Annotated in this window: 23 protein-coding genes; 22 read left to right on the top strand and 1 reads right to left on the bottom strand. The window is 47.0% G+C overall.

The features are described 5' to 3' along the window. The first annotated feature begins 7 nt into the window (after positions 1-7). The 10 genes from lepA to INR79_RS02155 all read left to right on the top strand — a co-directional run bounded on the left by lepA (position 8) and on the right by INR79_RS02155 (position 9803). Entirely contained in the window at positions 8-1801 is a 1794-nt protein-coding gene (lepA, locus tag INR79_RS02110; RefSeq protein WP_004401326.1) for a translation elongation factor 4, read from the top strand. 96 nt (positions 1802-1897) lie between these two features. Then, complete coding sequence (lepB, locus tag INR79_RS02115; protein ID WP_004401325.1) at positions 1898-2803, top strand: signal peptidase I; 906 nt, start codon at positions 1898-1900, stop codon at positions 2801-2803. A gap of 10 nt (positions 2804-2813) precedes the next feature. Next, on the top strand, positions 2814-3491 hold the full coding sequence (gene rnc / locus INR79_RS02120) for a ribonuclease III (protein ID WP_004401324.1): 678 nt from the start codon (positions 2814-2816) through the stop codon (positions 3489-3491). Next, positions 3484-4449, top strand: coding sequence for a GTPase Era (era, locus tag INR79_RS02125; protein ID WP_004401323.1), 966 nt, complete (start codon positions 3484-3486; stop codon positions 4447-4449). Before rnc ends, era begins: the two co-directional genes overlap by 8 nt. Positions 4450-4566: 117 nt before the next feature. Next, a complete protein-coding gene (gene recO, locus INR79_RS02130; protein ID WP_004401322.1) occupies positions 4567-5295 on the top strand; it encodes a DNA repair protein RecO in 729 nt (242 codons plus the stop codon). After that, positions 5292-6023 (top strand): pyridoxine 5'-phosphate synthase, encoded by a 732-nt coding sequence (pdxJ, locus tag INR79_RS02135; protein ID WP_004401321.1) that lies wholly within the window; start codon positions 5292-5294, stop codon positions 6021-6023. The genes recO and pdxJ overlap by 4 nt, the downstream gene beginning before the upstream one ends. Positions 6024-6084: 61 nt before the next feature. Continuing rightward, positions 6085-6465 (top strand): holo-ACP synthase, encoded by a 381-nt coding sequence (gene acpS / locus INR79_RS02140; RefSeq protein WP_004401320.1) that lies wholly within the window; start codon positions 6085-6087, stop codon positions 6463-6465. Positions 6466-6542: 77 nt separating this feature from the next. Beyond that, the gene (locus INR79_RS02145) at positions 6543-7793 is read left to right on the top strand and encodes a hypothetical protein (RefSeq protein ID WP_223095844.1); all 1251 of its coding nucleotides are present in this window, start codon (positions 6543-6545) and stop codon (positions 7791-7793) included. 8 nt (positions 7794-7801) lie between these two features. Then, a complete protein-coding gene (locus INR79_RS02150; RefSeq protein ID WP_223095846.1) occupies positions 7802-8212 on the top strand; it encodes a hypothetical protein in 411 nt (136 codons plus the stop codon). Further along, on the top strand, positions 8202-9803 hold the full coding sequence (locus INR79_RS02155) for a sensor domain-containing diguanylate cyclase (protein WP_022613415.1): 1602 nt from the start codon (positions 8202-8204) through the stop codon (positions 9801-9803). The genes INR79_RS02150 and INR79_RS02155 overlap by 11 nt, the downstream gene beginning before the upstream one ends. Here INR79_RS02155 and barA read toward each other — a convergent pair. After that, positions 9800-12595 (bottom strand): two-component sensor histidine kinase BarA, encoded by a 2796-nt coding sequence (gene barA, locus INR79_RS02160; RefSeq protein ID WP_223095848.1) that lies wholly within the window; start codon positions 12593-12595, stop codon positions 9800-9802. The genes INR79_RS02155 and barA overlap by 4 nt on opposite strands. A gap of 201 nt (positions 12596-12796) precedes the next feature. Between barA and rlmD the strand changes: the two genes are divergently transcribed. From rlmD to nlpD, 12 genes are all read left to right on the top strand, one after another. Beyond that, positions 12797-14116 (top strand): 23S rRNA (uracil(1939)-C(5))-methyltransferase RlmD, encoded by a 1320-nt coding sequence (gene rlmD, locus INR79_RS02165; RefSeq protein WP_223095850.1) that lies wholly within the window; start codon positions 12797-12799, stop codon positions 14114-14116. Between the two features lie 125 nt (positions 14117-14241). Next, entirely contained in the window at positions 14242-16461 is a 2220-nt protein-coding gene (gene relA / locus INR79_RS02170; protein ID WP_022606011.1) for a GTP diphosphokinase, read from the top strand. Between the two features lie 214 nt (positions 16462-16675). Beyond that, a complete protein-coding gene (gene mazG, locus INR79_RS02175) occupies positions 16676-17479 on the top strand; it encodes a nucleoside triphosphate pyrophosphohydrolase (protein ID WP_223095852.1) in 804 nt (267 codons plus the stop codon). A gap of 244 nt (positions 17480-17723) precedes the next feature. Then, entirely contained in the window at positions 17724-19364 is a 1641-nt protein-coding gene (locus INR79_RS02180) for a CTP synthase (RefSeq protein ID WP_004401312.1), read from the top strand. 77 nt (positions 19365-19441) lie between these two features. Continuing rightward, complete coding sequence (gene eno / locus INR79_RS02185; protein WP_004401311.1) at positions 19442-20743, top strand: phosphopyruvate hydratase; 1302 nt, start codon at positions 19442-19444, stop codon at positions 20741-20743. Between the two features lie 194 nt (positions 20744-20937). Then, entirely contained in the window at positions 20938-21222 is a 285-nt protein-coding gene (gene ftsB, locus INR79_RS02190) for a cell division protein FtsB (RefSeq protein WP_004401310.1), read from the top strand. A gap of 8 nt (positions 21223-21230) precedes the next feature. Then, on the top strand, positions 21231-21944 hold the full coding sequence (gene ispD, locus INR79_RS02195) for a 2-C-methyl-D-erythritol 4-phosphate cytidylyltransferase (RefSeq protein ID WP_223095854.1): 714 nt from the start codon (positions 21231-21233) through the stop codon (positions 21942-21944). Positions 21945-21953: 9 nt separating this feature from the next. Further along, positions 21954-22430, top strand: coding sequence for a 2-C-methyl-D-erythritol 2,4-cyclodiphosphate synthase (gene ispF / locus INR79_RS02200; protein WP_004401308.1), 477 nt, complete (start codon positions 21954-21956; stop codon positions 22428-22430). Between the two features lie 3 nt (positions 22431-22433). Beyond that, positions 22434-23477: a tRNA pseudouridine(13) synthase TruD gene (gene truD, locus INR79_RS02205; RefSeq protein ID WP_223095856.1), complete on the top strand. Its 1044-nt coding sequence runs from the start codon at positions 22434-22436 to the stop codon at positions 23475-23477. Positions 23478-23504: 27 nt separating this feature from the next. After that, positions 23505-24251, top strand: coding sequence for a 5'/3'-nucleotidase SurE (gene surE, locus INR79_RS02210; protein ID WP_223095858.1), 747 nt, complete (start codon positions 23505-23507; stop codon positions 24249-24251). Beyond that, positions 24252-24878, top strand: coding sequence for a protein-L-isoaspartate(D-aspartate) O-methyltransferase (locus tag INR79_RS02215; protein ID WP_022597716.1), 627 nt, complete (start codon positions 24252-24254; stop codon positions 24876-24878). 9 nt (positions 24879-24887) lie between these two features. Continuing rightward, positions 24888-25817, top strand: a complete 930-nt coding sequence (nlpD, locus tag INR79_RS02220; protein WP_410482891.1) for a murein hydrolase activator NlpD — start codon at positions 24888-24890, stop codon at positions 25815-25817. The last annotated feature ends 23 nt before the right edge of the window (positions 25818-25840 follow it).

Consider the following 25840-nt stretch of genomic DNA (forward strand, 5'->3'; position numbering starts at 1 on the left):
CCAACCTATGAAGCACATTCGTAACTTTTCGATTATCGCCCATATCGACCACGGTAAGTCGACCCTATCTGATCGTTTGATCCAAGTATGTGGTGGACTCAGTGATCGCGAGATGGAAGCCCAGGTTCTTGATTCCATGGATCTTGAACGTGAACGTGGCATCACCATTAAATCTCAAAGTGTGACCCTAAACTACACAGCAAAAGATGGTGAAACGTATCAACTTAACTTTATCGACACCCCAGGGCACGTAGACTTCGCGTACGAAGTATCTCGCTCTCTGGCTGCGTGTGAAGGCGCATTATTGGTTGTCGATGCCGGGCAAGGTGTAGAAGCACAAACCCTGGCAAACTGTTACACCGCTATCGAAATGGATCTGGAAGTCGTGCCAATCCTGAACAAGATTGACCTACCAGCGGCCGATCCTGAGCGTGTATCAGAAGAAATCGAAGAAATCGTCGGCATCGACGCGATGGAAGCAACGCGTTGTAGTGCGAAAACCGGTATCGGTGTTGATGATGTTCTTGAAAACATCGTTTCTTCAATCCCGGCACCTGAAGGTGATCCTGAAGGGGCTCTGCAAGCGCTTATCATTGATTCATGGTTCGATAACTACCTTGGTGTTGTTTCCTTGGTTCGAATCAAAAACGGCGAGCTGAAGAAGAACGACAAAATCAAAGTAATGAGCACTGGTCAGGTTTGGGGCGTTGACCGTTTAGGTATCTTCACGCCTAAACAAGTTGACACTGACGTTCTCAGAACTGGCGAAGTAGGCTGGGTAGTGTGTGGTATCAAGGATATCCTTGGTGCGCCTGTTGGTGATACGCTGACTCTAGCGAAAAACGGTTGTGAAGAAGCACTACCGGGTTTCCAGAAAGTGAAGCCTCAGGTATACGCTGGCCTGTTCCCTGTATCTTCAGACGATTATGAAAGCTTCCGTGATGCATTGGGCAAACTTAGCCTGAATGATGCGTCTCTGTTCTATGAGCCAGAGAACTCAGCAGCACTTGGTTTTGGTTTCCGTTGTGGCTTCCTTGGCATGCTGCACATGGAAATCATTCAGGAACGTCTGGAGCGTGAATACGACCTGGATCTGATTACCACCGCGCCAACCGTGGTATACGAAGTTGAGAAAACTGACGGCGGTGTGCTGTATGTTGACAGCCCAGCGAAACTGCCAGCGGTGAACGACATCGAAGAAATTCGTGAGCCAATTGCCCGCTGTAACATTCTTGTGCCTTCGGACTACCTAGGTAACGTGATTACCCTATGTGTAGAGAAGCGTGGCGTTCAGGTGGATATGGTTTACCACGGTAATCAAGTTGCCGTTGTTTACGATATTCCAATGGCAGAAGTGGTTCTGGACTTCTTCGACCGTCTGAAGTCGACATCTCGTGGATACGCTTCTCTGGATTACAACTTCCAGCGCTTTGAAGCATCGAACATGGTTCGTGTAGACGTATTGCTGAATGGCGATACTGTCGATGCACTGGCGATGATTACGCACAAAGATCATTCTCAGACTCGTGGTCGCCAGCTGGTAGAGAAAATGAAAGAGTTCATTCCTCGTCAGATGTTTGATATTGCGATTCAGGCTGCGATAGGCAACCACATCATTGCTCGTTCCACCGTTAAGCAGTTGCGTAAGAACGTAATCGCAAAATGTTACGGTGGTGACGTGAGCCGTAAGAAGAAACTTCTGAAGAAACAGAAAGAAGGTAAGAAGCGTATGAAGCAGATTGGTAACGTGGAACTTCCTCAGGAAGCATTCCTTGCCATTCTTCATGTAGGAAAAGACTAAACTTTTTCGTACTTTTGCACTCAAACAAAGACTTAGGCAGAAAGGGTATCGGATACCCTTTCTTCTTTTTCCACTAAAGAATACGAAGGGAAGTAAATGGCAAATACATTTTCACTCATCCTTGTGATTGTTACCTTGGTAACTGGCATTGTATGGGCGCTTGAGAAGTTGGTTCTGGCAAAAAGACGTCAGGAAAAGCTTGGTGCGATTGAAGGTCAGACAAACGAAGGTTTAGACGCCTCTCTTCAAGCGAAAGTCGCGGCTCAGCCTTGGTGGGTAGAAAACAGTGTCTCCATTTTCCCGGTTATTGCGTTTGTGTTGGTATTGCGCTCATTCATTTACGAGCCATTTCAAATCCCATCGGGTTCTATGATGCCAACCCTTCTTGTGGGTGATTTTATTTTGGTGGAAAAATACGCGTATGGCTTAAAAGACCCAGTTTGGCGTACCCAGTTGGTGGAAACAGGTAAGCCAGAACGTGGTGATATTGTGGTGTTTAAATACCCACCTAACCCGGGTATTGATTACATCAAACGTGTTGTCGGACTACCGGGTGATGTAGTTCGCTACAGCGAAAAGAAAGAGCTTTGTGTGCAACGTAAAGGTGGCTCAAGCTGTGAAGCAATTGAGTTGTCTAATGTTCAAGAAAGTATCTTCAAGGATGAGCGCATCGGTGTACCGATGATTCAGATGGATGAAAAATTGGGTGAGGAAACCCACCAGATTCTGGTTCACCCACTGACTCGTGATGATGTGAGAGCTTACCAACCTCGCCCAGGTGTTCGTGAGTGGGTTGTGCCACAAGATCAGTACTTTGTAATGGGCGATAACCGTGACAACAGTGCTGATAGCCGTTTTTGGGGCTTTGTCCCTGAAGGCAATTTAGTAGGCAAAGCGGTCGGTATTTGGATCAGCTTTGAATTTGAACGTGATTCAGACAGCGTTCTGCCGTCTTGGATCCCAACTGGCGTAAGATTCAGTCGCGTCGGTGGTATACATTAATCGAGAGAGTATGAATACTCCTATTAGTAAGTTAGAAAAACAGCTCGGCTACCAATTTCAGGATGCTGAGCTGATTCATTTGGCGCTGACTCATCGCAGCGCCAACAGTAAGCACAATGAGCGTCTTGAATTTCTGGGCGATTCAATTTTAAGTTTTGTCATTGCTGATGATTTGTATCATCGTTTTCCTAAGGTGAACGAAGGTGATATGAGCCGCATGCGTGCAACATTGGTTCGTGGCAATACCCTTGCTGAACTGGGTCGCGAGTTTGACCTGGGAGAGTACTTAAAATTAGGTCCAGGTGAACTGAAGAGTGGCGGTTTCCGTCGTGATTCGATCTTAGCGGATGCAGTTGAAGCTATCATCGGTGCTATCTATCTGGATAGTGACATCGAAGTGGTGCGTGGCATTGTTCTGAGCTGGTATCAGACTCGTTTGGATGCCATTCAGCCTGGCGTATCGCAAAAAGACCCGAAAACTCGTTTACAGGAATTCTTGCAGGGCAGAAGAAAACCCCTGCCAGCGTATTCTGTGACTAAAATTAAGGGTGAAGCACACAATCAGGAATTCACTGTCACGTGTGAAGTAGCAGGACTGGAAAAGCCTGTAATCGGTAAAGGCACCAGCCGTCGTAAAGCGGAGCAAGCAGCGGCTGAACTGGCATTAGGACAACTTACCAATGTCTGATGAAAAAGAATTCGATCTTGACGCGTACTTTGCGTCAGAAGGTCAGGAAACCTCTACTGAAAACCAACACTGTGGTTTTGTCGCCATTGTTGGTCGCCCAAACGTGGGTAAATCGACGCTGCTTAACCAGCTTCTTGGCCAGAAGATTTCCATCACGTCGCGCAAACCACAAACGACACGGCACCGCATCATGGGTGTGGATACCGAAGGCGATTATCAAGCGATATTCGTGGATACTCCCGGTCTTCATATTGAAGAGAAGCGCGCCATCAACCGTTTGATGAACCGTGCTGCGAACAGTTCTTTAAGTGATGTAAACCTGGTTTTCTTCCTGGTAGACGGTACGCACTGGACCAGTGATGATGAGATGGTTTTCACCAAGCTGAATAAGTCGAACTTCCCTGTTGTGCTTTGCGTTAACAAGGTTGACAACGTGAAAGACCGCAACGAAGTGATGCTTCACATGCAAACGCTGTCTGAAAAGATGGATTTTGTTGACGTTGTTCCTATCTCTGCGAAGCACGATAAGAACATCGATGTGCTACGCAAGCATGTACGTGAGCACTTACCCAAAGCAACGCATCACTTCCCAGAAGAGTATGTCACTGATCGTTCTCAGCGCTTTATGGCGTCTGAAATCGTACGTGAAAAGCTGATGCGCTTTACGGGTGAAGAACTGCCTTACTCGGTAACGGTTGAGATTGAGCGTTTCGACTACAACCCCGAGACTGATGGTTTCCACATCAACGCGTTGATTTTGGTTGAGCGCAATGGTCAGAAGAAAATGGTCATCGGTAAAGGCGGCGAGAAGATCAAAACCATTGGTCGTGAAGCTCGTTTAGATATGGAAGCGCTTTTTGAGCGTAAAGTTTATTTAGAGACTTGGGTTAAAGTGAAATCTGGCTGGGCAGACGACGAACGTGCGCTTCGCAGCTTAGGTTACATTGATGACCTGTAACGCCATTCTGGTGTAAGTTAAAGGGAGTGTTGCACTCCCTTTTTTGTACCTGAATTTCACATAATGTGATCGTGGCGAAAAGGATTCGACTAAAAGTAATAATGAAGAGAGTCGTGTATGTCTGACGGGTTACAGCGGTGTTTTGTACTGCATCGCCGACCTTACAGTGAAACCAGCCTGATACTGGATGTATTCAGTGAAGAATACGGTCGTATGTCGATTATGGCGAAAGGTGCACGCAGCAAACGCTCCAATTTGAAAGGTGCGTTGCAGCCCTTTACTCCTTTGCTGATGAAATGGTCTGGTAAAGGCAGTATGCGAACGTTAAGGCAGGCAGAACCCATCAGCCTGGGGCTTCCGTTGGCCGGTATTCACCTCTATTCAGCTATGTACGTCAACGAATTGGTCGGGCGTGTACTGGAAAGCGAAACACCATACCCCGCATTGTTCCATGATTATCTCTTTGCTCTGACTGAACTGGCTCAGGCCAATAACCCTGAGCCAGCACTGCGTCGTTTTGAATTGGCATTGCTGTCAGCAATGGGGTATGGCGTCGATTTTCTCCACTGTGCTGGCACTGGAGAAATGGTCGAACCCGACATGACTTATCGCTATCGCGAGCAAAAAGGCTTCATCGCCAGCGTGCGAAAAGACAACCTCACTTTTCTTGGAAATGAACTGATTGCCATTAGTGAAAGACGCTTCACTACCAAAGAACAACTAAAAGCCGCAAAACGCTTTACACGCATGGCACTAAAGCCTTATCTTGGCGGCAAACCACTAAAAAGCAGGGAACTGTTTCTCCCAAGAACAGGCTTTCCCGGAGCACGGAGTATTGAAAAATGAGCTCAATTTTACTCGGGGTAAACATCGATCACATTGCTACTTTGCGTAACGCACGTGGCACAAAATACCCGGATCCCGTCCATGCGGCAGAGATCGCAGAACGTGCGGGTGCAGACGGCATTACCATTCACCTGCGTGAAGATCGCCGTCACATTGTGGATCGTGACGTTAGAATTCTGCGTGAAACACTACAAACACGTATGAATCTGGAAATGGCGGTGACTGACGAAATGGTCGAAATCGCGCTCAAGACGAAACCGGAATTTGTTTGTCTGGTACCAGAAAAACGCGAAGAACTCACAACAGAAGGCGGGCTGGATGTAGTTGGTCAGCTTGAGAAAATAAAAGCGGCAACACAGAAGCTGTCGGAAGCTGGTATCAAAGTGTCTTTATTCATTGATGCTGACCGCGAACAGATTGACGCGTCAAAAGCGTGCGGTGCGCCTTACATTGAGCTTCACACCGGTCACTATGCAGACGCAGAGTCTGAAGCCGAGCAGGTTAACGAGCTGAAGAAGATTGCCGCAGGTGCAAGCTACGCGGACAGTATTGGCATCAAGGTGAATGCGGGTCACGGCTTAACCTATCACAACGTTGCGCCTATCGCGGCACTGCCAGAGATCTATGAGTTGAACATCGGTCACTCGATTATTGGTCGTGCAGTGTTTGATGGCTTACACAAAGCCGTTGCCGACATGAAAGCCGTGATGGTTGAAGCTCGCCGTTAGACAATGCACTTATAGCCATTGTGGTAACACGGTGGCTACTTACAAGCGGAGCGGAGTAAAGATGTCCATATTTGGATTAGGGACAGACATCGCAGAAATTGAGCGATTTGAAAAATCCTTATCCCGGCTTGGTGAAGCCTTCGCTAAGCGGATTCTGACCACAATAGAGTTGTCGCAGTACAATTCAACCAAACAACAGGCTCGGTTTCTGGCAAAGCGCTTTGCCGCCAAAGAAGCTGCCTCAAAAGCTCTTGGCACTGGAATTGCCAAAGGCGTAACCTTCCACGATTTTGTTATTACCAATGATGAAAATGGTAAACCTCTCTTATCACTGCATAATCAAGCTCTCACTTACGCCAATGAGAACGGCGTAACTCAGGTTCATCTTTCCATTTCCGATGAACGTCATTATGCGGTAGCAACCGTAATCTTTGAGCGATAATTCCATCACTGTTCTACACTCATATTAGTGGCTCCTTAAGCACTTGAGCTGAAAACACATTGCCATGAGAAGAGTGTATGAGGTTAACAGGGACAAGTTTACTATTCGCATTGCTTTCATTTCCGGTTCTTTCTGAGGACTGGAGTTTTTCAGGGTTTGGTAACGTCGGTTATAGCTATGACACCAGTGATAGCTTTGGCTATATGCGTGATCTTACCCAAAAAGCGGATCCCGATAGCGATGGGTCTTTCCTACCGGATTCTAAAATTGGTGCTCAGGTCAACTACAACATTAATTATGAATGGGATGTATCTGCACAATATGTGATCGCCGAACGGGCAGGAAATAATGCGCTAGATGGGCTTGAACTGGCATTTCTCGCTTATCGTCCAAACCCGGATCTGGATATTCGTCTCGGTCGTCTTGGGTACAACGTTTTCTGGTTTGCCGAAACCCGGCGAGTTGATTACGGCCATTTATGGGTCCGACTTCCTCAGGAAATCTACAGTTGGATCCCACTTCAAAATATCGATGGTGCTGATATCACCTACCGGTTTTATGTTGACGACATCAGTTTTTCAGCCGCTTTCCAGTACGGGTCAACTCAAGCGACCACCGACTTGCAAGAAGGTTATGAACCCAATCGCTTTTACAGCAACAGTGCTTTATCTCTGAGCCTTGTAGCGAATTGGGATGTGTGGCGAACAAGAATTTCTTACGCACAGCTCAGAGTAGACTCTGGATTCCCTGAACAGGTTAATGTCATGCGAAACGGTTTAACTAATGTCGGTAATTCAGGGTTGGGTCCCATTAGCCGCGAAGCAAATGAGCTGAATGCCGGTTTGGACATCATCGGTAGCATGGTGCGCTACGGTCAGATTGGACTCGAATATAATGACGGCAACTGGCAGGTTCTGAGTGAACTCGTCAAAGTAAAAACAGACAAGCCCGTTCTACCTGCGGGGCAGGGTGGATACATTACCTTGGGCAAGCGTTTTGATACCGTGACGCCATATCTGACCCGTTCATGGTTCAAGCCAAGTACAGACACGTTGCAAGCTCAAAACGACTGGAGTGTCTTGCCCGACCCTCAGTTAGCACAACTCCAGAATGCAGCGATTACCTCAATCAATGCAACCCGGATCGATCAATCGGTCTGGTCTTTAGGTGCTCGCTGGGACGTGACCAATCAGATAAGCCTCAAAGCCCAGGTGGATTGGGTACACATAAGCGAAAACGGTCACGGTTTGTGGGCAACTCGATTACTAGAGCCTAAACCAGATACGCGAGCACAGGTTTATTCGTTGTCTGCTAGCTTCTTATTCTAGGTGGTGAAATGAGATTACTGAGTTTTGTTTTACTGCTGATGTCACCTGCAGCCTTTGCAGACATTTATGTCGTGGTTGGGGCTAATAGTAAATTGCAAAGCATTACAAAAGAGCAGCTCGGTAAGCTTTATCTTGGAAACAGCCGTGGGATGAAAAAGCAGCGAATCACTATATTGGATAGAGACGGTTCGTTGAGAGAAGATTTTTTCGATCAGGTGACAGGGCTTTCAATCAGTCAGGTAAATGCACACTGGGCAAAGTTGAAGTTCTCTGGTCGCGTCCGTGCACCTTTGGTGATGAAGAGCGACGAGCAATTGGTGGAGCGCTTAAGGGTAGACAAAAACGCGCTCAGTTACGTAACTCAGAAACCTGTCGGTTCAGATATAAGAGTCATACTAACGATTAAAAATGATGAATAAACAAGCGCTTGCTAATCGGCTTTTAGTTACCGTTGTCATATTCTCGCTCATGTACCTGGTATTGGCAGCGAGTTTTTTGACTCTGTTCTATTTTGAGAGAGCCAGTCTGAATGTTCGTGATATGGAAGAGAAATTGGTCCTGACGGTATCCAACTCTGCTTCTATCGCCTTGTATGTCGATAACCCTGAAATTGCAGACGAAGTCATGAGCTCGTTGCTTCTTCACGATGAGTTCAATGGGGTAAAACTCAAAGGAATCGATGGTATTGAGTTTAGCTTGTCAAAGCTCACCAGCAATCGAGAGCAATGGCAGAACCTGGAACGATTTCCGCTGGTTTCTCCGGTGAAAGATGAAGTGATTGGTCATCTGATTCTGGATGTGAATCAGGAGTATCTGGATTCGGTCACTCAGGAGAAAGTTTTCATCCAGCTAGTGATGCTGATTAGTCAGTTGCTGATGCTGCTGATTGTGACGGCGTTTGCGGTTCGAAAAGTCATTGGTTTTCCGCTTCAGAAGCTGGCTGAAAACCTGTCTAAAGTGGAGCCGGGTAAAGATGAATTACTTCCTTATAATAACGAAAACCGCGACAACGAAATCGGGTTGGTTACCGCCAGCGTAAACCGTTTTGTTGAAGCCTCGCATCAGGCTATAGAAACCGAGCGCAACCTCAGAGCCACTATCGAACGCATGGAGCGTCATTATCGACATATATTCGAAACCACGCAGGTTGGAATTCTGGTTCTCGATAAAAATGGGCATTTAATTCACAGCAACCCAACGCTGTTTGGCCGATTAATCAAAGAGAGTTTTGAGCTGACGGCTATTCTTGAAACTCAGCCATTTTTTGAACACGTTTTTCAGAACCCAGAACTCGCGTGGCAAATGTCAGAGCAGACCATATCCAGTGGTGATATGGCGTCGGGTGATTTGCGTATTAACAAACGCTACAGCGCGGACCAATGGGTGCACCTACTGCTCTCGGCTCATAAGGATGAACACAGTGGGGAATGGCTCATTGAAGGCATTATGTATGACATCACAGTGCGAGTGCAGAAAGAGAGAGACACTTTGCTGCTTGCGTTAGAAGATAATCTGACAGGTCTCAAAAACCGTCGCGGGTGTGAACGATTCGTTGCCACTCTCGCCAGCCAGAAAAAAGCCGCATACATCGCGACCATGATGCTGGATTTGGATGGCTTCAAGGATGTCAATGATACTCATGGACATGCTGCAGGCGACGAAGTGCTTTGCACCATTGCCAGGCGCTTGAAGAAAGTTGCGCGTGGCGGGCAGGATGTCATTGGGCGGATAGGGGGCGATGAACTGTTGGTGATTCTCGCCTTGGAGCAGATCAATCCGGATGTACTGGCAGGTATTGCCGAACAAATTGTAGAGATCTGCGCCAGACCGATTGAGCTGCCTTCCCGTTCAACCGTTCGGATTGGCGGCAGCGTAGGTGTCGCCTACGCTGGAGTGAATGATATTGAATTTGATGCCTTGCTTCAGCAAGCTGACGAAGCCATGTATCAGGTTAAGGAAAACGGCAAAAACGGCTATGCGTTTTATAACCCGGAGCTTCGCCGCGCTTAGCTTGTTTCGCTATCCAGATAGTGTTGCGCGCTGGCAGTCACTTTTTCCATTTCATCCTGAAGTTCAAACAACTCCGGTTCAATGGATTCCACATCTGAACCAGAACGAAGGGCTTTCTCAATGGTTGCACAAACCTGCTTCAATCTGGGCACGCCACTGTAGGAGCAACTGCCATGCAGCTTATGGATGTGATGAATAAGCTGATCGCTGTCCTGACTGTCATCGTTCAAAACACCTTCGACAAACTGATCAACCTCGCCAATGTAATCCACCAGCATCTGCAGCATTTCTTTGGCTAAGTCTTCCTTATTCGCTGCCTGTTTCAGGGCTAGGTTCCAATCGATAATGACGTTGTTATTGCTTTCGTCCTGAGTTACTTCCGGTGACGCCTGCTCACTGATCTCCAGTTTGTCGACCTGCTGTTCATCGGTGTGAGGGCTCCAGTGCACCAGAACCTGCTGAAGAATGTGCTCTTCAATCGGTTTGGTCAGATAATCGTCCATACCCGCTTTAAGTAGTCGGTCTCGTTCACCCACCATAGCGTGAGCGGTGACAGCGATAACCGGAGTATGAGAGTTGAGTTTGGTGTTTTTCACTTCCTGACACGCAGTCACGCCGTCCATTTTGGGCATTTGAATGTCCATTAGGATCATATCAAAAGCCTGTTGCTGAGCGGCCGCGACAGCTTGCTCACCATTGCTGCAAGTGACGACCTGTTCAACTCGTTCCTGTAATAGTGCGGAAATCAGCTTCAGGTTGGCAGGATTGTCGTCTACCGCCATAACTTTGAGTGGCAGCTTGCTCTCAGAGTCCAACTGATCAATGAGAGGGAGTGCAGCATCTTCAGTAATATGGCATTGGGTCAGCGACTGAAGCAGCTTTCTGCGAGAAAGAGGCTTGGTGATGCACTGTACCTGATGCTCAGACACCAGCTGTTCAGAAAGAGCGAGCTCGGTGCTTGGCAGACCAAGAACGATGTTATTGGCAATCTCTTTAGCCCGGCTGATCCATTGCTCGACAGACGTAATATCAAAGCGTTGGTTCGGCGGCAGGTTAAGCAGCACAAATTCGTGAGGTTCTATATGTTCTGGCATGTTTGAGCGATAGGTCACCAGTAACCCTTCGTTGATCAACTGCTGCTGAATCACAGAGGCAGCCTGCATATTTGGTTCTATCAGCAGGATCTTCTTGCCATTGAGCTGGTGCGTATCCACATCGCTGGCTACAGGCATATCGCTGGTTGCCAGTCTGAGTGTAAACCAGAAGGTTGAACCCTGATGCAGACGACTGGTCAGGCTGACTTCGCCTCCCATCTGTCCGACCAGTTTCTGAGTGATAACCAGACCCAATCCGGTACCGCCATAGCGTCTCGAAATGCTGGCATCCGCCTGACTGAATGCCTGGAACAATTGCGCCTGCTGGCGCTCAGAAATACCGATACCAGTATCCCGAACCATGAATTGTAATTCGATGAAATCTTCTTTCTGAGTGCGTAGCTCGACGCTGATGTCGATATTGCCTCGCTCAGTAAACTTGATGGAGTTGCCCACAAGGTTGGTCAAGACCTGCTGAATTCGAAGCGGGTCACCCACCACGCCAGCCGGAATCTTAGGATCGATCTTAAGTGTCAGTTCCAGACCTTTTTCGTGTGCGCTGGTGGCTTGCAGACTGGCGACTTCTTCTAGGCATTCCTGGAAGTCGAATGGAATGTTTTCTAGTGCCAGTTTTCCAGCTTCCAGTTTGGAGAAGTCCAGAATGTCATTGATGATGCTAAGCAGGTTATTGGCACTGCGCTCAATGGTTTGCAGGTAATCTTGTTGGCTGGAAGACAAACGGGTTTTCAGCATTTGCCGGGTAAAGCCAATCACGCCATTAAGCGGCGTACGCAGCTCGTGAGACATATTTGCTAAGAACTCTGATTTCACCCGCGCCGCTTCTTGAGCCCGCTTCTTCGCAATATCCAGTTCCACGTTCTGAATCTCAAGCTGTTCTAAAGTTTCACGCAAATCAGATGTGGCCTGATCAATACTGTGCTGCATTTCCACATGGTACTCAGACAGTGACATCGCCATCGCGTTGATGCCGTTTTTCAGAGCATCCAGTTCCCCGTGCATTTTGCCTTCAATTCGGACATCCAGATGACCGCGGCGAATGCGGTCCACCATGTTTTTCATATGAGTGATCGGCAATGTTACGTCGCGCATCAGTCGATAAGCAAAGAGGGCAGACAAACCTAAGCCAAGAAGCAATACCAGAAGTGCTGCAAAAATTTCCTGATACTGCTGCAAACGCACTGCGGATAAATCCAGCTCAATCGCAATATAACCTAATGCCTGATTCAGCTCGGTCTTGTTCCCGACGTTATTGGTGAACTGTCCTTCAGCCAAAATGGGGGTGCGGATGACCAAATCGGTATCCACCAGTTTTATTGTACTAAGTAATGGGATTGGCTGATCTTTCGGAAAAGTAAGAGACTCGAAATTTGGGTGAAAGTTAGACGTTACGAACAGTTCGTGCCGTGCATTAAATACCGCAATGCTGCGTACGATGTCAGAATTCTTTCTGTGAGCGTAGCTGATCAGCCTTCGCACGGCTTCACGGCTTTGCTGAGTCATTCCATATTCACTTGCAATTGCAATCGGTTCGATGATGCTTTTACCCGTCGAAATCAACTGAGATTCCAGATCGTTATAACGATTTGAAGTAAAGAAGGCGCTGAGCAGCAAACCAACGATAAGAGTAGGGGCTAGGGTGAGAGTTATTACGCGTGCTCTTAAGCCGTATCGTGTCATGTTCTCATTACTGTCTGGATATGGGAAAATAGCGGCAAATTATTCAAGCCGCGAGCTCTAACAAGCGTGAATGGCTTGATTACTAACATTATAAACGAATAAGCGGCTAGCTTAATCAAGTCTGCTATATTCGACAATCTCTCAGGGGTGAAATAGTGACCCTGAATGAGAAAACACTGAAGCAAAATGAGCAAATAAAATATGGCGCGTTTTTATCAGCCGAAGAAAAAGTCCGCAGTGAATACCAAGCATCAGATTTTCAATATCGAAAAGCTAGATCATCATGGTGCTGGTATTGCCTATCACAATAAGAAGCCTGTTTTCATTGATGGTGCGCTTCCCGGAGAATCTGTCATTGGGCAGTTTACCGAGCAGAAAAGCAAGTTTGCCCGTGCAAAGCTCATTAAAATCCAAAAAGAAAGTGAGCAACGCGTAACGCCTTTCTGCCAGCACTATCAAACCTGCGGTGGCTGTAATTTGCAACACTTAGCCCGTCAAAGTCAGGTTGAGCATAAAAATCAGACTCTTCAGCAATTGATGAAAAAATTCTCCGGTAGCGAATTAACGGCTGAAAAAGAAGTGACTGCAGGTAACCTCGGTTACCGACGTCGTGCCCGAATCAGCTTATTTGTCGATAAAAAGTCCCGAGAACTGCAATTTGGCTTTCGAGAAAAAATGAGCAAGCGGATCACCAATATCGACAACTGTGCGGTGCTGCATCCCGATCTGGAAGTCTTGCTTATTCCTGTTAGGCAGCTTTTAGTTGGCTTTGCAGGTCAGGAAAATCTAGGTCATGTTGAACTGGTTAAAGCGTCAAACACTCGCGTGCTGCTGTTAAGACATACCGCGGCACTCAAAAATAAAGACAAACAAAGCCTTCTTGCTTTCGCGGACGAGCACGATCTGACTCTCTATTTAATGCCTTCAGCCGATGAGCTGGAGCGAGTACGTGGCGAGCAACCCATTTATGATGAAGTAGGGGTTGAATTGCCGTTTGAACCCACCAACTTTATTCAGGTGAATGAAGAGGTCAATCAGAAAATGGTGGCGCAGGCTTTGGAGTGGCTAAACGCCAAATCCGATGAGCACATTCTCGATCTTTTTTGTGGATTGGGGAATTTCAGTCTGCCACTGGCGAAACAAGCAAGCTCCGTGATTGGTGTTGAAGGTGTGCAGGAGATGGTCGATGTTGCGACCAGAAACGCTCAGTTAAACCGAATAGAAAATGTGAGTTTCTATCAGGCAAACCTCGCAGAAGACATGACCCATTCACCTTGGGCAAAGAAACAGTTTGATAAGATTTTGCTCGACCCGGCTCGCGCTGGAGCAGCAGGTATCGTCGACCAATTTTCGCGCTTGGGAGCGAAAGCAGTCGTGTATGTTTCCTGTAATCCTGCTACGCTTGCACGTGACAGCCAAAGCCTGCTGAACCAAGGCTACAAATTAAAAAAAGTGGGCATGCTTGATATGTTTCCACACACCAGCCATCTGGAAAGTATGGCGTTATTCGAAAAAGATTAACTTCTCTAACTTAGGGTCTGTTGGCCTTTCGAACAAAATTTAACCGCGAAAGGTCAACAGACCCTAGAGAAGAACTTACGGGCAAAAAAGCTTGTATGTCTGTTGCTAGAAATTAGGAAAAAAACATGGTCGCAGTACGCGGTGCACATTTAAATACCGAAGAGTTTGAACTGGACACTTGGATCACCAGTCTGAAACAGGACGACAAAACCAGCCGAAAATTGCTGGACGTATATCGTCACTGTGAAGACTTACTTGGTGAAAACGAACAGGCTCAGCTATTGCTGTGGCGTGGGCGTGAAATGATCGAAATTCTGATCACCCTATCCATGGATACCGCGACCTTAGTTTCTGCTCAGCTTTTCCCTGTTGTTACATCTGGCTTTTATGAACGCGAAGCGCTTGAAGAAAAGTATGGCAAAGAAACCGTCAAGCTGATTGATGGCGTTGAAGAAATGGCCGCCATCGGGCAACTGAATGTCACGCTTGACGGTGAAGCTGCTTCCAGCCAGGTGGATAATGTTCGCCGTATGCTACTGGCGATGGTGGATGATTTCCGCTGTGTGGTCATCAAGCTTTCAGAACGAATCTGTAACCTTCGTGAAGTTAAAGATGAATCCGACGAAGTGCGTCAGGCGGCCGCAAAAGAGTGTGCCAATATCTACGCACCACTTGCCAACCGTCTGGGTATTGGTCAGTTAAAGTGGGAAATCGAAGATTACGCGTTCCGCTACCAGCACTCGACAACCTATAAACAGATCGCCAAACAGCTTTCTGAACGCCGAATTGTGCGTGAGCAATACATCGAAGACTTCGTTTCTGACTTAGCAAGCGAAATGAAGACCTCACACATCAACGCAGAAGTGAGTGGTCGCCCTAAGCACATCTACAGCATCTGGCGAAAAATGCAGAAGAAAAGTCTCGCGTTTGATGAACTGTTTGATGTTCGTGCTGTGCGAATCATTGCCGACAAACTGCAAGATTGTTACGCAGCGCTAGGTGTCGTGCACACCAAATACAAACATCTTCCGAGCGAGTTTGATGACTATGTCGCTAACCCTAAACCCAATGGGTATCAGTCGATCCATACGGTGATTCTTGGTCCGGAAGGCAAAACCATTGAAATCCAGATCCGAACTAAGCAGATGCATGAAGATTCGGAACTAGGGGTCGCGGCGCACTGGAAATACAAAGAAGGCTCTTCAAGCGGTCGCAGCGGTTACGACGAAAAAATTACATGGCTTCGCAAGCTAATCGACTGGCAGGAAGAGATGTCCGACTCTGGCGAAATGCTGGATGAGCTTCGTAGTCAGGTATTCGATGATCGTGTGTATGCCTTTACCCCTCGCGGTGATGTCGTCGATTTGCCGATGGGCGCAACACCACTAGATTTCGCTTACCACATTCACTCTGAAGTGGGTCATCGCTGTATCGGTGCCAAAGTAGCAGGGAGAATTGTTCCATTCACTCATAAACTGACCATGGGCGATCAGGTAGAAATCATCACCTCGAAAGTGCCGAATCCATCTCGTGACTGGTTAAACCCATCCATGGGCTTTGTGACATCAGGCAGAGCACGTGCAAAAATCAATGCATGGTTCCGTAAGCAAAGTCGCGAGAAGAACTTAGAAGCGGGTCGAGAGATCTTAGAAACCGAACTCGCTAAGATTGGCGCATCGTTGAAAGACGCTGACCAGTACGCGCTAAAACGATTCAACGTAAACACGCCAGACGAGCTTTACGCCGGTGTGGGAAGCGGTGATTTGCGTATCAACCAGATCGTCAACCACATCAATGCGCTTGTAAACAAACCCACGGCGGAAGAAGAAGATCAGCAAGCGCTTGAACGTCTTCAAGAAACCGAGAACAAAACGCCAGCGCAAAGCCGGCCAAAGAAAGATGCGGTTGTCGTCGAGGGGGTTGATAACCTGATGACGCACCTTGCACGTTGTTGCCAGCCTATCCCTGGAGATGAGATTTCCGGATACATCACTCAAGGGCGTGGTATCTCAGTCCACCGTAGCGACTGTGAACAGCTTGAAGAGCTTCGCCATCATGCGCCAGAACGTATCATTGATACCGTCTGGGGCAGTGGTTTTGTCGGGTCTTATATCATTACAGTTCGGGTTGAAGGGTTAGAGCGTGGTGGTCTGCTAAAAGACATCACCACCTTGTTTGCTAACGAAAAAATCAAGGTCACCAGCATGCGTAGCCGGGTGGACTACAAAAAGCAGATGTCGGTGATGGATTTTGATTTGGAAGTCACTAACGTGGAAGTGTTTACGCGAGTTACTAAGCGTGTTGAACAGATCAAAGATGTGATGACGGTGAAACGTTTAGGCTAACTTTCACTTCGCATTTGCCATTTTTACTGCGTTAACGGCGCTCATTCCGGAGTGCCGGCCCAGGCTCATCACATAGCCAGCTATGCTCAGGAGTCTCACTCGCTTGTTGCCTTGTTAAAACGGCAACTGCTTTGCGAAAGAGAACAGTAAAATGAAAGGCGAGCAGTTATATTGCTCGTCTTTTTCTTTATATAACTTTGTCCAAGGAACAGAAATGAGTCATCCAATTGAACAGCTTAAGCAAATTATGGCGCAGCTAAGAAATCCTGATGGTGGATGCCCTTGGGATCTGAAGCAGGACTTTGACACCATCGTGCCTCATACCATTGAGGAAACCTACGAGGTGGTGGATGCCATTCATAAGCGCAACTGGAACAATTTGAAAGAAGAGTTGGGTGACTTGTTGTTTCATGTGATTTTCTACAGCCAACTGGCAAACGAAAAAGGCTTGTTTGATTTTGATGAGGTTGTGGAAGAGGTCAATGAAAAACTCACCCGCCGTCATCCTCATGTTTTTTCCGATGCTGAGTTTGAAAATGACGCTGAAATCAATGCCAACTGGGAGCGGGAAAAAGCTAAGGAAAAAGAAGAAAAAGGGATCACCGAAAGCAGCGTCCTCGATGCAGTTCCCGTTGCGCTTCCCGCCATGGCTAGAGCCAACAAAATTCAGAAGAAATGCGCTAAATACGGCTTTGACTGGAAAACCTTAGGTCCTGTTGTAGACAAAGTGCGTGAAGAGATCGATGAAGTCATGGATGAAGCACTGCAAGTCTCACCGAATTCGGATTTGGTGGAAGAAGAAATGGGCGATCTGCTTTTTGCGGTAGTAAATTTCTCCCGCCACCTGAATACCAATCCGGAATCGGCACTCAGCAAAGCCAATACCAAATTCGAGCGCCGCTTCAGACAAGTGGAAGAGCAGGTGCGCCAAAACGGCAAGGTACTGGAGGACTGCTCGCTGGAAGAGCTTGATTCTATTTGGGATCAGGTCAAAATCGCCGAAAAAAATAAAAAGTGACCCTAGGCGCTTGAGAACTCTTAAGCGTAAATACTGGTTTTACCATTGCCACAAAAGGGAAATTTCTTTTGCAGTAGCACGTGAAATTAACTAACTTGTTGAACTTTGCTGATTTGATTTGAAGCAAAAAATAAAAATTTTGAGTGTGATAAGTTTCACGTTGTGGCGGTAACTGGCTTCTGGTATATTTACATCCCGTCCAGAAGAAATCCATTTCCCTCATTCAACCAATTTCAGGTTAAACATGACGACAAATTACATTTTTGTTACTGGCGGGGTCGTATCCTCTCTAGGTAAAGGTATTGCTGCAGCATCTCTAGCAGCCATTCTTGAAGCTCGTGGTCTTAAAGTGACTATGATGAAGCTTGACCCTTACATCAACGTTGATCCAGGCACAATGAGCCCAACTCAGCACGGTGAAGTGTTCGTTACAGAAGATGGCGCAGAGACTGACCTTGACCTTGGTCACTATGAGCGTTTCATTCGCACCAAGATGACTAAGCGTAACAACTTTACTGCAGGTCGTGTTTACGCTGACGTTCTACGTAAAGAACGTCGTGGCGATTACCTAGGCGCTACTATTCAGGTTATCCCGCACATCACTAACTCCATCAAAGACCGTGTAATCGCAGGTTCTGAAGGTCACGACGTGGCTATCGTTGAAGTAGGTGGTACGGTTGGTGATATCGAATCTCTGCCATTCATGGAAGCGATTCGTCAGCTAGCTGTTGAACTGGGTCGTGAGCGTGCAATGTTCATGCACCTGACACTGGTTCCTTACCTAGCAGCAGCAGGTGAAGTGAAAACTAAGCCGACTCAGCACTCTGTTAAAGAGCTGCTTTCTATCGGTATTCAGCCAGACATCCTTGTTTGTCGCTCAGATCGCATGATCCCAGCGAACGAACGTAAGAAGATCGCGCTTTTCTGTAACGTGTCAGAAAAAGCGGTTATCTCAATGAAAGACGTAGATTCCATCTACAAAATCCCTCAGCTTATTAAAGCTCAAGGTCTTGATGACCTTGTATGTACTCGCTTTGGCATTGATGCGCCAGAAGCAGACCTGTCTGAGTGGGAGCAGGTAATCTACGAAGAAGCAAACCCAACAGGCGAAGTGACCATTGGTATGGTTGGTAAGTACATCGAACTGCCAGACGCATACAAATCGGTGAACGAAGCTCTGAAACACGCAGGTCTGAAGAACCGCCTGAGCGTTAAGATCAAGTACGTTGATTCTCAGGACGTCGAAAGCAAAGGCGAAGAAGCACTAGAAGGTTTAGATGCAATCTTAGTTCCTGGTGGTTTCGGCGATCGTGGTGTAGAAGGTAAGATTCGTGCAGCACAATACGCTCGTGAAAATAACGTACCTTACCTGGGTATCTGTCTGGGGATGCAAGTGGCACTGATCGAATACGCGCGTAACGTTGCGGGTATGGAAGGTGCACATTCAACAGAATTTAACAAAGAGACCAAGTACCCTGTGGTAGGTTTGATCACAGAATGGGTTGATGGTGAAGGTAAAGTCGAAGAGCGTACTGAAACTTCAGACCTTGGTGGTACTATGCGTCTTGGTTCACAGCTATGTCACCTGGAAAAAGGAACGAAAGCTCGTGAACTGTATGGTAACGCAACGATTCATGAGCGTCACCGTCACCGTTATGAAGTGAACAACAACCTTCGTCCACAAATCGAAAAAGCAGGTCTGAAAGTATCTGGTTTGTCAGCAGACAAGAAGTTGGTCGAAGTGATTGAGAACCCAGCTCACCCATGGTTTGTAGCGGCTCAATTCCACCCAGAGTTCACTTCAACACCTCGCGATGGTCACCCACTATTCGCAGGTTTCGTGAAAGCCGCTGGTGAATATCAGCGCGACGAATTAGAGAAGTAAAAGGATACGGGCAGTAGCGAGTGTAGTGCTACTGCCCTTTAAATTTGACATTTATATTTGAACGAGAGGAAACATTAATGTCTAAGATCGTTAAAGTTCTAGGTCGTGAAATCATCGACTCACGTGGTAACCCAACTGTAGAAGCTGAAGTACACCTAGAAGGCGGTTTCGTAGGTATGGCGGCAGCTCCATCTGGCGCATCTACAGGTTCTCGCGAAGCTCTTGAGCTACGTGACGGCGACAAAGCACGTTTCCTAGGTAAAGGTGTTCTTAAAGCTGTTGAAGCAGTAAACGGTGCAATCGCTGAAGCTCTAACTGGCAAAGACGCGAAAGACCAGGCTGCTATCGACGCAGTAATGATCGACCTAGACGGTACTGAGAACAAATCTAACTTCGGTGCAAACGCAATCCTAGCGGTTTCTCTAGCGAACGCTAAAGCAGCAGCTGCTGCTAAAGGCATGCCTCTATACGAGCACATCGCTGAGCTAAACGGTACTGCTGGTCAGTTCTCTATGCCTCTTCCAATGATGAACATCATCAACGGTGGTGAGCACGCAGACAACAACGTTGACATCCAAGAGTTCATGATTCAGCCAGTTGGTGCTAAGACTCTTAAAGAAGCTCTACGTGTAGGTGCTGAAGTATTCCACAACCTAGCTAAAGTTCTTAAGTCTAAAGGCTACAGCACTGCAGTTGGTGACGAAGGTGGTTTCGCTCCTAACCTTAAGTCTAACGCTGAAGCTCTAGAAGTTATCGCAGAAGCTGTTGCTAATGCTGGTTACGAGCTAGGCAAAGACGTAACTCTAGCTATGGACTGTGCTGCATCTGAGTTCTTCGACAAAGAAGCTGGCATCTACAACATGAAAGGCGAAGGTAAGACTTTCTCTTCTGAAGAGTTCAACCACTACCTTGCTGAGCTAGCTAGCCAATTCCCAATCGTTTCTATCGAAGACGGTCTAGACGAGTCTGACTGGGATGGCTTCAAGCACCAAACTGAACTACTAGGTAGCAAACTTCAGCTAGTAGGTGACGATCTATTCGTTACTAACACTAAGATCCTAGCTGAAGGTATCGAGAAAGGCGTAGCTAACTCTATCCTTATCAAGTTCAACCAAATCGGTTCTCTAACTGAGACTCTAGCTGCAATCAAGATGGCTAAAGACGCAGGTTACACAGCTGTAATCTCTCACCGTTCTGGCGAAACTGAAGACGCAACTATCGCTGACCTAGCGGTAGGTACTGCTGCAGGTCAAATCAAGACTGGTTCTATGAGCCGTTCTGACCGTGTTGCTAAGTACAACCAACTTATCCGTATCGAGGAAGCACTAGGCGAGAAAGCTCCTTACAACGGTCTTAAAGAAGTAAAAGGTCAAGCTTAATTCTGAATTGAATGATTAGCTTAGCTTTTATGCTTTAAAAAATGCCCTGCAAATGCAGGGCATTTTTGTATCGGATGCATTCTGTTTTCATGTGACCGACTTCGCGATAAGCGTCTGAATATGGTATATATACCCCGTTGACCTGAATGCGAAGACTTCAGGCAATACACCTTTCTTTTTTCTTGGATGACATCATGAGAATATTTGCCATAGTTTTAGTTGGATTGTTGATTGCGTTGCAATACGCGGTCTGGTTCAGCAAAAACGGAGAACTCGATTTGGCAACCACTCAGCGAGATATTCAGATCCAGGAAGAAGTAAACGAGAAGCTGCGCCAGCGAAACCAAGAAATGTACGCTGAAATCGATGATTTACGACAAGGTCTCGATGCCATCGAAGAGCGGGCACGTAATGAGCTCGGATTGATCAAAGACGACGAAACCTTCTACCGAATCATCGGTGATGAAAACAGACCCTAAACGAAGTAATGAACAAAACAGATTCTAATCCGAATGGCATTGTTGCCATCGTTCCTGCGGCAGGCGTGGGTAGCCGAATGCAGGCAGATTGCCCCAAGCAGTATCTCACCATTGGCTCAAAAACGATCTTAGAGCACACGCTAACCCTCTTATTGTCGCACTCAGAGATTGAGCACGTAGTCGTAGCCATTAGCGAGGGAGACGAGTATTTCCATGAGCTAGATGTCGCAAATCACCCTAAAATTACGCGAGTGGCGGGTGGCTCAGAGCGTGCGGATTCGGTGTTGTCGGGTCTGAAACACGTCAATGAGCATTTCTCCAGTACCGAATGGGTATTAGTACATGACGCCGCCAGACCGTGCGTCACCCATAAGGATATCGACAAGCTGATCAGCAAATGTCGCAGTCATTCCGTTGGGGGCATATTGGCAGCACCTGTCAAAGACACGATGAAGCGCAGCGACGCTACAAATTCTATTCAGAAAACGGTAGAGCGTGAAAACTTGTGGCATGCCCTGACACCACAGATGTTCCGCTGCCAAGATCTAAAAGACGCGCTGCAAGACGCATTAGAAAAAGGCGTTGCGATTACCGATGAAGCGTCGGCAATGGAATGGCTGGGTCATCAGCCATTGCTGGTGGCAGGACGTTCTGACAACATCAAAATCACACAACCAGAAGACTTGGCGCTTGCCGAGTTCTATTTGAACCGAAATGGTTAAGGAAACAACATGATTCGAATTGGACACGGCTTTGACGTACATAAATTTGGTGGAGAAGGTCCGGTTATCATAGGTGGCGTTAACGTTCCTTATGAACAGGGTCTGGTTGCTCACTCCGATGGTGACGTTGCCTTACATGCGTTGTCAGATGCCTTATTAGGTGCCATCGCGGAAGGTGATATTGGTCGTCACTTCCCGGATACCGACGATAAGTGGAAAGGCGCAGACAGCCGAGCTCTTCTGCGTGATGTCTACCGTTTGGTGAAAGAGAAAGGGTATGTCGTCGGTAACGTAGATGTCACCATCATAGCTCAGGCTCCAAAGATGGCTCCTCACATTCAAGCCATGTGCAAAACCATTGCAGAAGATTTAGAAACCGACATCACGAATGTGAACGTAAAAGCCACAACATCTGAACGTTTGGGCTTTACTGGTAGAAAAGAAGGCATTGCGACTGAAGCGGTTGCCTTAATTATCAAGAAATAAACCATGACAGATATTCTCGCACCCTTTGCTTATGCCTACGGCAAACCAAAATCCGACGCCAAGTTGAAAGCTCAGCCGGCGCATTTCATCGTTAAAGAAGACTTAGGGTTTGATTTTTCAGGCGATGGTGAACACCTAATGCTGTGCATTCGCAAAACGGGTGAGAACACCAGTTTTGTAGCGAATGAACTGGCAAAAGCCTGCGGTGTTAAATCAAAAGACGTAAGCTGGGCGGGCTTAAAAGACAGGCACGCGGTGACAGAACAATGGCTAAGTGCTCATCTACCGAAAGGGGAAACTCCTGATCTTTCCGAGTTTCTAACGCAGTATCCAAGTATTGAAATTCTGTCAACAGAGAGACACAACAAGAAACTGCGTCCAGGTGATCTCCGTGGTAACCACTTTGAAATCACGTTAACAGAAGTAACAGATGTTCAAGACATAGTGTCTCGTCTGGAGAAAGTAGAAAAACAAGGTGTGCCTAATTACTTTGGGGCTCAGCGTTTCGGACGCGATGGCAACAATGTTGATGAAGCGCGTCGCTGGGGCAGAGAAAACGTTCGAACTCGTAACCAAAACAAACGCAGCCTGTATTTGTCTTCTGCCCGTTCGTGGATTTTCAATCACATCCTGTCTTCTCGTATTGAGAAACAGCTCTGGACGACTCCTGTTGATGGCGACATCCTGTTAACACAGGGTGAGCAGCTAACAGTCACAAGCGAGAATTTAGACCAGAGCCAGGCTCAGGTACTCGAGGGCAGTGCAGATATCAGCATCGCGATGGCTGGCGACAACGCATTACCAACCAGCGGTGAAGCTTTGGCATTGGAGCAGCCGTGTCTGGAAAAAGAGCCTGATTTGATGGCGCTTATCCGTGGTAACCGTATGCGTCATGAGCGCCGTGCAGCCACACTCTTTGCGAAAGATTTCGCGTGGGAAGTTCAGGATAATGAGATCGTACTCAAATTCTGGTTACCTTCGGGATGTTTTGCTACATCTATTATGCGTGAATTAGTCAATGCGGTAGAAGATGAGCGACAATTTTAACCTTCTGAATGTCAGGAAAAGATTCCGATGAAAATATTGTTGAGCAATGATGATGGTGTTCATGCTCAAGGAATACATGAACTCAAATCAGCTTTGGAAGACATCGCCGAAGTTGTAATGGTGGCTCCGGACCGAAATCGTTCAGGGGCTTCGAACTCCCTGACACTCGAAAGTCCTCTAAGGGTTATCGAGCTGGAGCCCAATGTCTTTTCTGTACAGGGTACACCGACAGATTGTGTTCATTTCGCTTTGAATGAACTCATGAAGGACGATAAACCTGATCTGGTTGTGTCTGGCATTAACCATGGTGCTAACCTTGGCGACGATGTTCTGTATTCAGGAACCGTGGCAGCCGCGATGGAAGGGCACTTTCTTGGTGTTCAGGCCATCGCCATCTCCTTAGCTGGCAAGCAACATTTCAAAACCGCAGCTCATGTAGCTAAGCAGTTGGTCGAACAACATCTTTCTCATCCTATCCCGACCAATCGCCTGATTAATGTCAACGTGCCTGATATTCCAGTTTCCGAATTAAAGCCTTACAAGGTGACACGCCTTGGTGCACGTCATCATGCTGAAGACATGATTAAGCAGAAAGATCCAAGAGGGCTTGATATCTATTGGCTTGGTCCTCCGGGTAAGGAGCAAGACGCCGGAGAGGGAACGGATTTCCATGCGATTACCAGCGGTCTGGTTTCGGTGACGCCATTGCAGGTGGACCTGACGGCGCATGAATCTTTACCAAGCATGGAGAATTGGTTGAAAGGGAGCAATTGAATGAGCCATCCGCAAGCCCATAAATTAATTGAATTTCTGCAAGAAATGGGAATCCAAGACCACAAGGTATTGGAAGCCATCAAGCGCTTGCCTCGGGAATCTTTTGTTTCTGAAGCCATGATGCATCAAGCCTACGACAATAATGCATTGCCTATTGGTGCGGGTCAGACCATTTCTCAGCCCTACATTGTGGCGAAGATGACAGAACTGCTTCAGCTAAAACCTGATAGCAAGTTGCTTGAGGTTGGTACAGGTTCCGGTTATCAAACCGCGGTGCTGGCGCAGATCGTTGACCATGTATACTCCGTAGAGAGGATCAAATCTCTGCAATGGGATGCGAAACGTCGCCTGAAGCAACTGGATATCTACAACATATCCACAAAACATGGTGATGGATGGCAGGGCTGGTCAGCGAAAGCCCCATTTGATGCCATTATTGTTACAGCAGCTGCCAGTGAGATCCCAAAAGCATTGGTAGATCAACTAAATGAAGGTGGGATCATGGTGATCCCTGTCGGTGAAGCCGAACAAACTTTGATCAAAGTACAAAAAATGAATGGCAATGTAGTTACAGAACTGATTGAAATGGTTAGATTTGTACCTTTGGTCGCAGGTGATTTGGCTTAAGGGTATTGAGTGTCACTGAAACGAAAAGCGTCTCTTGTTCAAGTTATTCTCGCTACAACGCTGGTTGGATGTGCTGCGCATAATCCCGCACCCGTTACTAGCTTAGGGAAGAGCTATGATCAGGTTGAAAGAGGTAGCTATCGTGGCAGCTACTATGAAGTGGAAAAAGGTGACACGCTCTACTTTATTGCTTACGTAACAGGGAAAGACGTTAACCAACTGATTAAATACAATCGACTTTCTCCTCCTTATACCATTCATCCCGGTCAGAAAATCAGTCTCTGGAGACCTGCTTATTCTGCACCCGATTTTTCCGGTACAGGTGCTGGTGTCGCAACAGCTGCCACAAAAACCACAGCATCAACGGCAGCAGTAGCCGCAACAAGTACGGCATCGACAGCGTCTTCTGTACCGAAAACGAAAAGCTCTGAGCCGAAAAAGAAAGAATCAGCATCGTCTAAAAAAGAATCAACAAAGAAGCTTGATCAATCCAGATCAAAGGAGTATGTTGAAAATAAAAGTAAACAGGTTGTTAACAAACCTGCTCAAACAACAAAAAAGAATAATACTAAAATTTCCAAATGGTTATGGCCTACAAAGGGTCGGATCATTAAAGGTTTTTCCACAGGGGATCAAGGAAACAAAGGGATCGACATTGCGGGACAGCGAGGTCAATCCATAGTATCCACTGCGGGAGGAACAGTCGTTTATTCAGGTAATGCGCTGCGCGGATATGGCAATCTTGTCATCGTCAAACATAATGACAACTACCTCAGTGCTTATGCCCATAATGAACGCTTGCTAGTAAGAGAAGGACAAAGTGTAAAAGCTGGTCAGAAGATTGCTACCATGGGATCGTCTGGTACTAACAGCGTGAGATTGCACTTCGAAATTCGCTATCAGGGAAAGTCAGTGAATCCAAAGCGCTACTTACCCTAAAACATTTCAACGACATTGATAGT

Source organism: Vibrio sp. SCSIO 43132 (assembly GCF_019904195.1).
In the GTDB taxonomy this organism is placed as follows: Bacteria; Pseudomonadota; Gammaproteobacteria; order Enterobacterales; family Vibrionaceae; genus Vibrio; species Vibrio nigripulchritudo.

What these genes read in the sequence shown, in the direction of transcription:
- lepA (WP_004401326.1), top strand. Translation starts at nt 8, where the DNA reads ATGAAGCACATTCGTAACTTTTCGATTATCGCCCATATCGACCACGGT.
- lepB (WP_004401325.1), top strand. Translation starts at nt 1,898, where the DNA reads ATGGCAAATACATTTTCACTCATCCTTGTGATTGTTACCTTGGTAACT.
- rnc (WP_004401324.1), top strand. Translation starts at nt 2,814, where the DNA reads ATGAATACTCCTATTAGTAAGTTAGAAAAACAGCTCGGCTACCAATTT.
- era (WP_004401323.1), top strand. Translation starts at nt 3,484, where the DNA reads ATGTCTGATGAAAAAGAATTCGATCTTGACGCGTACTTTGCGTCAGAA.
- recO (WP_004401322.1), top strand. Translation starts at nt 4,567, where the DNA reads ATGTCTGACGGGTTACAGCGGTGTTTTGTACTGCATCGCCGACCTTAC.
- pdxJ (WP_004401321.1), top strand. Translation starts at nt 5,292, where the DNA reads ATGAGCTCAATTTTACTCGGGGTAAACATCGATCACATTGCTACTTTG.
- acpS (WP_004401320.1), top strand. Translation starts at nt 6,085, where the DNA reads ATGTCCATATTTGGATTAGGGACAGACATCGCAGAAATTGAGCGATTT.
- INR79_RS02145 (WP_223095844.1), top strand. Translation starts at nt 6,543, where the DNA reads ATGAGGTTAACAGGGACAAGTTTACTATTCGCATTGCTTTCATTTCCG.
- INR79_RS02150 (WP_223095846.1), top strand. Translation starts at nt 7,802, where the DNA reads ATGAGATTACTGAGTTTTGTTTTACTGCTGATGTCACCTGCAGCCTTT.
- INR79_RS02155 (WP_022613415.1), top strand. Translation starts at nt 8,202, where the DNA reads ATGATGAATAAACAAGCGCTTGCTAATCGGCTTTTAGTTACCGTTGTC.
- barA (WP_223095848.1), bottom strand. Translation starts at nt 12,595, where the DNA reads ATGACACGATACGGCTTAAGAGCACGCGTAATAACTCTCACCCTAGCC.
- rlmD (WP_223095850.1), top strand. Translation starts at nt 12,797, where the DNA reads ATGGCGCGTTTTTATCAGCCGAAGAAAAAGTCCGCAGTGAATACCAAG.
- relA (WP_022606011.1), top strand. Translation starts at nt 14,242, where the DNA reads ATGGTCGCAGTACGCGGTGCACATTTAAATACCGAAGAGTTTGAACTG.
- mazG (WP_223095852.1), top strand. Translation starts at nt 16,676, where the DNA reads ATGAGTCATCCAATTGAACAGCTTAAGCAAATTATGGCGCAGCTAAGA.
- INR79_RS02180 (WP_004401312.1), top strand. Translation starts at nt 17,724, where the DNA reads ATGACGACAAATTACATTTTTGTTACTGGCGGGGTCGTATCCTCTCTA.
- eno (WP_004401311.1), top strand. Translation starts at nt 19,442, where the DNA reads ATGTCTAAGATCGTTAAAGTTCTAGGTCGTGAAATCATCGACTCACGT.
- ftsB (WP_004401310.1), top strand. Translation starts at nt 20,938, where the DNA reads ATGAGAATATTTGCCATAGTTTTAGTTGGATTGTTGATTGCGTTGCAA.
- ispD (WP_223095854.1), top strand. Translation starts at nt 21,231, where the DNA reads ATGAACAAAACAGATTCTAATCCGAATGGCATTGTTGCCATCGTTCCT.
- ispF (WP_004401308.1), top strand. Translation starts at nt 21,954, where the DNA reads ATGATTCGAATTGGACACGGCTTTGACGTACATAAATTTGGTGGAGAA.
- truD (WP_223095856.1), top strand. Translation starts at nt 22,434, where the DNA reads ATGACAGATATTCTCGCACCCTTTGCTTATGCCTACGGCAAACCAAAA.
- surE (WP_223095858.1), top strand. Translation starts at nt 23,505, where the DNA reads ATGAAAATATTGTTGAGCAATGATGATGGTGTTCATGCTCAAGGAATA.
- INR79_RS02215 (WP_022597716.1), top strand. Translation starts at nt 24,252, where the DNA reads ATGAGCCATCCGCAAGCCCATAAATTAATTGAATTTCTGCAAGAAATG.